Origin of the sequence: Paraburkholderia sp. GAS41 (genome assembly GCF_050436545.1) — a bacterium.
In the GTDB taxonomy this organism is placed as follows: Bacteria; Pseudomonadota; Gammaproteobacteria; order Burkholderiales; family Burkholderiaceae; genus Paraburkholderia.
The window spans coordinates 23,058-30,108 of record NZ_JBNDMK010000044.1 but is presented as its reverse complement, the minus strand read 5'-3'; the positions used below and the strand labels follow the sequence as shown (position 1 = coordinate 30,108).

Sequence of the window (7,051 nt, the reverse complement as noted above, 5' to 3'; positions counted from 1 at the left end):
ATCTGCGCGGTGCGCGAACGGTGGCCGAACGAACGCAGGTCATTCACGCCATACCAGCGGTGGCTACGCAATTCTTCAGGGGTCTTTCTCTTGGTCACGGCATGCTCTCCAGCAAATATCCCAGCTACAGTTAATCAGACACGCTGACCGCTCCTGATCGAGCCGCCGCCCGGCATCGCCGCGGGCGCTCTTCCGGATCAGCGTTTCTGTTCTTTCACACGTGAGACGATCTGCGTCGGACTCACGAATTGCAGTGCGATCAACACCCATACCAGGGTGATCGCCATATAGATCATCGCCATCGCATCGATGGATTGCGGCGCGCGCACGCCGGTGGAAAACACCGCGTAGTACAGCGCGACGACCAGCGTCTGCGTACCTGGTCCCGCCGTAAAGAAGGTGAGCTCGAACATGCCGATCGTGCGTACCAGCACCAGCAAACCCGCAGCAAGCATGCCGGGCACCAGCAGCGGCAACAGCACGTAGCGGAAATAGCGAAACGTGTTCGCACCGAAAATGCGCGCGGCCGCCTCGAGATTCGGATCGATCTGCTCGATGAACGGCGTCATCACCAGAATCACGAACGGCAGCGCGGGTACGAGGTTCGCGAGGATTACACCGGGCAGCGTGCCGGCGAGTCCGGTCTTGTACATCACGGTGGCCATCGGAATACCGTAAGTGACGGGCGGCACCATCAACGGCAAGAGGAACACCAGCATCGCCAGGCGCTTGCCGGGAAACTGCACGCGCGCGAGCGCGTAGGCCGCCGGCACGCCGAGCAGCACCGAAAGAATCACCACCGCGCCGACCACTTCAACGGTCACCCACAGCACGCTGGCCAACTGGAAGTCGCTCCAGGCCTGCGCATACCAGTGCAACGTGAAGGCCTGCGGCAGCAGCGTGCCGAACCAGCGCGTCGCGACCGAATTGACCGCGACCGTCGCAATCAGCAGCAGGACGTTGACGAGAAAAAACCCCATCGCGCCCCACACCAGCACCTTCCACACGCGCTCGGGAAGCGGCGTATGCGGCTTGAGGGCTTTACCCGGCTGCGCGCCGTGGTTGCGGCCCGTGCTGTTGCCGTCCTCGTCGTGCCCGTCAGTGGCTGGCGCCTGCTGTGACGCAGCGGCTGGCCACGGATGCGTGGAATGATGATCGGTTGTCATCAGCCCTTGCCTCCCGTCACCGGTCCGCTATAGAAGAAGCGGCGCGCACCCAGCATGCCGGCCACGACCAGCAGTTGCACGAAGCCCATCACCATGGCGATGGCCGAGGCGAGCGAGTAGTCATAATTTTCGAATGCGGCCTCAGCCGCGGCAATCGACATCACACGCGTCGGCCCCGCCGGCGCGCCGAGCAGCACCGCCGAGGGAAACACCGAGAACGCCTGCACGAACGACAGGCACGCGGCCATTGTCAGACCCGGCACCAGCAGCGGCAGATAGATGCGCCGGAACTGTTGCCACGGACTCGCGCCAAGCGTAGCCGCGGCGCTGGCCAGCGTAGGGTCGATACCCGTGACATACGAGAGCGTCAGCAGGAACGCAAACGGAAACCCTGACACGATCAACGAAATCAGGACACCCCAATAATTGTGAGTCAGCCTGACTTCGTCGGTGTACAGGTGCAAGCCCTGCAAGGCCTGCGGAAACCAGCCGTGCGGTCCGAAATAGGTCAACATGCCGTCGGCGATCAGCACCGTGCCGAGCGTGACCGGAATCACCAGCAAGGTCGTGACGAGCTTCTGGTAAGGCGAATTGCGGCGCAGCGCGAAGGCCACCGGAATCGACACGCCTACGTTGATCAACGTGGCGGGCACGGCGAGCTTCAACGTGACGAGAATGGTCGGCCACATCGACTTATCGGTGAAGAACGCCACGTAGTTGGCCCATACACCGCCGCCATTCATGGGCTGGAAAGACAACACCAGCCCGTACGCAAAGGGATAGATGAACAGCGCGACGATGAACAGCAGCGCAGGCGCGACCAGCCAGCCCTTGGCGTCGCGCGGGGCAAGCGGCGGCGAAAGTGCGGGGGCGTTCATGATGCCTCGCCGTCGTAGACGAGCGTGCGGGCAGGCGCCACGCGCAGTGTGATGGCCTCGCCTTCAGCGAAGTCGCCGGCCACGCGGGCCCACAGATCGCCGAAGGCCGACTTCACGCGGATCAGCGATTCGCGGCCGCCGTATTCGACGCTCAGCACCAACGCGTCGAACGCGTTCTCGACCCCAGGCGCGCTGCGTTCCATATCTTCAGGGCGCAGCGCCACGCTCACGCGTTTGCTGTTGAAACCGTGCATCGGCATGCCGACCAGACGCACAGCGTTCGAACTCACCGCCACCGCATCGCCGTGCATGCCTTCGAGCGTGAAGTCGATCACGTTGCGATAGCCCATGAAGCGTGCGACGTGCAGATTCTTTGGCCGCCCATAGACTTCCTTCGGCGTCGCTACCTGCTGCACCACGCCCTCTTTCATTACGACGATGCGATCGGCCATTGAAAGCGCTTCGTCCTGATCGTGCGTGACATAGATCGTCGCGCGCTCGAGCTGGCTGTGAATACGGCGAATCTCCGCGCGCATTTCGATGCGCAACTTCGTATCGAGATTCGACAAGGGCTCATCCATCAGCACGAGCGGCGGCTCGATCACGATGGCGCGCGCAATCGCTACGCGCTGCTGCTGCCCGCCCGACAACTGCCCCGGCAGCTTGCGTTCATGGCCGACCAGTTGCACGAGTTGCAACGCTTCGCGCGCGCGGCGCACCGCTTCGCTTTTCGCGACGCCCCGCATCTTCAGACCGAAGCCGACGTTATCGAGCACCGACATGTGCGGAAACAGCGCGTAGTTCTGGAACACCATGCCGAAGCCGCGTTTCTCCGGCGGCAGGACGTCGATACGGGTGTCGTCGAGCCAGATACCGCCGCCCGAGAGCGGTTGCAGACCCGCAATGCAATTGAGCGCCGTGGATTTGCCGCACCCGGATGGCCCCAGTAACGCAATGAACTCGCCGCGCTGGATGTCCAGATCGAGGCCCTGCAAGGCGGCGACGGAGTGACCTTCAGCATTCGTGAAACTGCGGCTCACCGAGTCGAGACGCAACTGCTCAAAATGGGGCTTCATGGCGCTGACTCCAATCCGACGCGAAGCGCTTGCGGGCAGCCGGCCGCCCGCTCACGGCTACTGGGTTTTCTGCGCACCGATATCCCGGTCCCACTTCTGGAAGGCAGCCACCATCGCCGCGGCATCCAGCGGCAAGACGTGCGGATGGGCGGCCAGCATCTGCGTGTATTCCGGACGGCCGTACTTCTTCAGCACGTCCTGGCTATGCGCCGGCGCCTGATCGACGCTGACACCCTTGATGGCCGGTCCCGGATAGAAATAGCCGTCGTCATAGGTCAGTGCCTGCTGCGCCGGTTCCAGCATGAAATTCATCAGCTTGTAGAGCACGTCGAGCTTCTCTTTCGGCACGCCCTTCGGGATCACCATGTAATGCGCGTCGTCGACCCACGTCATGTTGTCGAAGCCCTGCACGCGAAATTCAGCCGGCACGATGCCGAGCGCACGCGGGTTGATATCCCAGCCGGTCACGGTGACGGTCATGTCGCGCGTGCCCTCGCCCAATTCCTTCATCACCGCCGACGTCCCGCCAGGGTAATACGGCACGCAGTCGTTCAGTTGCCTGAGAAATGCCCAGGTCTTGTCCCAGCCATGGATCGGATCGCGCGGATCCTTGTCGCCGAGCACATAAGGCAGGCCCATCAGGAAGGTGCGCCCAGGACCGGAGTTCGCCGGCCGCGCATAGATCAGCTTGTTGGGATGCGCCTTGCACCACTGCAGCAACTGATCGGGGGTCTTCGGCGGATCGCTGACCTTGGCCGGGTTGTATTCGAGGAGCGGCCCGGCCGGCATGTACGCCACTTCGAGTCCGTAGCCTTGTGCCAGGTCCTGCATCTTGCGTGGACCCGGCGCGTATTTGTCGAGCACGGCCGGGAAAGTTGCCGCCTGATCCGGCAGGAGTTTCGTCCACAGGTTCTGCTGGATGCCGGCCGCGAGCGCGTCGGTACCGGTCAGCACGAGGTCGATATCGGAGCGGCCAGCCGCCTGCATCGCCTTGATCTTGCCCGGCAACTGGGGGGCGGGCGCGTTGGTGTACGTGATGTTCGCGACGAGATTCGGGTATTTGGCCTTGAACGCCTCGAAGCCTTTTTGCGTCAACTGGAGATTGCCTGCCACGTCGACGATATTGAGCGTCACCGGATCCGCCCAGGCCGGCGCCGCGAAGCTCGCACCCAAAACTGCCGCCATCCACAAGCCCGCTAACCTGACCGACACGCTGCCAGAAAAAGTCATTACGTCTCCTCGCGTCCTGGTATGGAAATCCGCCAGTCGAATTGCGGTGCGGGCGGTGTGCTGTCTCTCAATGCAACATGTTAAGCAAGTTCGTGCGATTGACCACCCGTGTTTAACCACCCGGGTTTAGCCACCCTTCACACCCTGCGTGTTGACATACAGCGAATACAGGCCGTGACTCGCCGCCATGAACAGGCGGTTGCGATGCAGCCCGCCAAAGCAGACGTTGGCGCAACGCTCGGGCAACGCGATATGGCCGATCGCCTCGCCTTGTGGCGTGAACACGCGCACACCGTCGAGTTCGTCGGTGCCCATGCCCCAACCGCACCAGAGATTGCCGTGAATATCGACCCGGAAGCCGTCCGGCGTGCCGGGACCCGCGTCAATCAGTACGCGGTTGTTCGAGAGCGCCGTGCCGTTGACGTCGAACGCACGGATCTTGCGCGGCTCGCCGCGCGACTCGACCACGTACAGCACCGATTCGTCCGGCGAGAAGGCGAGGCCGTTCGGCCCGAGCACGTCGTCGATGACGACCGTCACCTCGCCGCTCTGTCCGTCTACCCGATACACGCAGGCCGGCAACTCCGACTCCTGCTGCTCGCCTTCGTAGAAGCCGTCGATGCCGAAAGTGGGGTCGCTGAACCAGATCGAGCCGTCCGACTTCACGATCACGTCGTTGGGCGAATTGAAGCGTTTGCCGCGATAACCGTCGGCCAGCACGGTGATCGAACCGTCGTATTCGGTACGCGTGACACGGCGCGTCAGATGTTCGCAACTGACGAGCCGCCCTTCACGATCGCGCGTATGGCCGTTGGCATTGTTGGACGGCTGACGAAACGGCGTCACCACCCCGCTGTGCTCATCCCAGCGCAGGATGCGGTTGTTCGGGATGTCGCTCCACAACAGACAGCGCCCATCGCCGAACCACACCGGTCCCTCCGACCAGCGCGCCCCCTGATACAGACATTCGACCGAAGCCGACGCCAACCGCAAGGCGTTGAACCGCGGATCGAGAATGCGGACTGCGGGATCGGGGTAGCGTCGGTTCGTTTCGGTCATGCCATGTCCTCGGGTTGCCTGCGCGTGGTCGGGTTGCGGTGTTAGCCCTGTTGCAGTTTACCGTCGCGCAAACGCCAAAGGTTGAGCGGATTGCCGTCGTGCAGCGCCTCGGGGAGCAACTCGGCCGGCAGATCCTGATAGCAGACCGGGCGCAGGAAACGCTCGATCGAGGTGGCGCCCACCGAGGTGGCGCGGCCATCCGACGTAGCGGGGAACGGACCGCCATGCACCATGGCATACGACACTTCGACGCCGGTCGGGAAACCATTCGCGAGAATCCGGCCCGCCTTGCGTTCGAGCGTCGGCAACAGTCGACGCGCCAGCGCGTAGTCGTCCGCTTCGAGTTGCACGGTCGCGGTCAGTTGGCCTTCGAGATGCTCGGCCACCTTGAGCATTTCCTCGATGTCCGCGCAAGTGACGATCAGCGAGCTCGGCCCGAAGATTTCGTCTTCCAGTTGCGCCGAGGCAAGGAATTGCGCAGCCGTGGTTTCGAACAGAACCGGCAAGGCAGCGCACGACGCTTCCGTGCTTGCACCTTGCGCCACGCTTTGCACGCCGTCGTTCGCCGCGCGTTTGGTGACACCGTCCTGGTAGGCATGGGCGATACCCGCCGTCAGCATCGTCTGCGCGCTCTTACCGGCGAGCGCCTTCGCTGCCGCATCGATGAAACCGCGCGTATGCGGCCCTTCGAGCACCAGCACGAGGCCCGGATTCGTACAGAACTGACCGACGCCGAGCGTGACCGAGTCGATCAACGCGGTCGCCAGCGCCTCGCCGCGCTTCGCCAACGCGCCCGGGAACACGAAGAACGGATTGACGCTGCTCATTTCGGCGAACACGGGAATCGGTTCGCGACGCTTCGAGGCAATCTCGACCAGCGCGAGGCCGCCGCGGCGCGAGCCCGTGAAGCCCACCGACTTGATCGCCGGATGCTTGACCAGCGCCTCGCCGATTTCGTTACCCGCGCCGATCACGAGCGAGAACACGCCTTCGGGCAGACCGCTGTCCGCAACGGCCTTCTGGATTGCCCGGCCCACCAGCTCCGACGTGCCGAGATGCGCCGGATGCGCCTTGACGACCACCGGGCAGCCCGCTGCCAGCGCCGAAGCCGTATCGCCGCCTGCGACCGAAAACGCCAGCGGGAAATTGCTGGCACCGAACACGGCGACCGGCCCGACCGGAATCTTCTGCAGACGCAGATCCGACCGCGGCAAAGGCTTGCGTTCCGGCAACGCGGAATCGAGCGTGGCGGTCAGCCAGCGGCCTTCGCGAACCAGCGAGGCGAACAGCTTGAGCTGCCCGACCGTGCGGCCGCGCTCGCCTTCGATACGCGCCTTCGGCAGCGCCGATTCAATGTGTGCGCGCTCGATCAGTGCGTCGCCGAGTGCGAGGATATTTTCGGCGATCGCTTCGAGAAAGCGCGCCCGTGTTTCGAGCGGGGCCACGCGAAACGGATCGAAAGCCTGCGCTGCGAGTAGACACGCGCGCTCGACATCCGCTGCGCCACCCGCGCCGAACGCGGGTTCGATTTCCGTGTTACGCGCCGGGTCGAACGCGCGCAATGTGCCCTGGCTGCCGCGCACTGCGGAAGCGCCAAGCAACATGTCTCCGGTGATTTGCATCATGTGTTCCTGTTATGAAT

Annotated in this window: 6 protein-coding genes; all 6 read right to left on the bottom strand. The window is 63.6% G+C overall.

The genetic code is table 11. The features are described from left to right. Nucleotides 1-197: 197 nt before the first annotated feature. The 6 genes from P3T43_RS34025 to P3T43_RS34000 all read right to left on the bottom strand — a co-directional run bounded on the left by P3T43_RS34025 (nt 198) and on the right by P3T43_RS34000 (nt 7,031). The gene (locus P3T43_RS34025; RefSeq protein WP_429285382.1) at nt 198-1,166 is read right to left on the bottom strand and encodes an ABC transporter permease; all 969 of its coding nucleotides are present in this window, start codon (nt 1,164-1,166) and stop codon (nt 198-200) included. Continuing rightward, the gene (locus tag P3T43_RS34020) at nt 1,166-2,044 is read right to left on the bottom strand and encodes an ABC transporter permease (RefSeq protein ID WP_429285381.1); all 879 of its coding nucleotides are present in this window, start codon (nt 2,042-2,044) and stop codon (nt 1,166-1,168) included. Before P3T43_RS34020 ends, P3T43_RS34025 begins: the two co-directional genes overlap by 1 nt. Next, the gene (locus P3T43_RS34015) at nt 2,041-3,120 is read right to left on the bottom strand and encodes an ABC transporter ATP-binding protein (protein WP_429285380.1); all 1,080 of its coding nucleotides are present in this window, start codon (nt 3,118-3,120) and stop codon (nt 2,041-2,043) included. The genes P3T43_RS34020 and P3T43_RS34015 overlap by 4 nt, the downstream gene beginning before the upstream one ends. A 57-nt stretch (nt 3,121-3,177) precedes the next feature. Then, a complete protein-coding gene (locus P3T43_RS34010; RefSeq protein WP_429285384.1) occupies nt 3,178-4,305 on the bottom strand; it encodes an extracellular solute-binding protein in 1,128 nt (375 codons plus the stop codon). Between the two features lie 171 nt (nt 4,306-4,476). Further along, nucleotides 4,477-5,409, bottom strand: coding sequence for an SMP-30/gluconolactonase/LRE family protein (locus tag P3T43_RS34005; RefSeq protein ID WP_429285379.1), 933 nt, complete (start codon nt 5,407-5,409; stop codon nt 4,477-4,479). Between the two features lie 41 nt (nt 5,410-5,450). Further along, the gene (locus tag P3T43_RS34000) at nt 5,451-7,031 is read right to left on the bottom strand and encodes an aldehyde dehydrogenase (NADP(+)) (RefSeq protein WP_429285378.1); all 1,581 of its coding nucleotides are present in this window, start codon (nt 7,029-7,031) and stop codon (nt 5,451-5,453) included. Between the last annotated feature and the right edge of the window lie 20 nt (nt 7,032-7,051).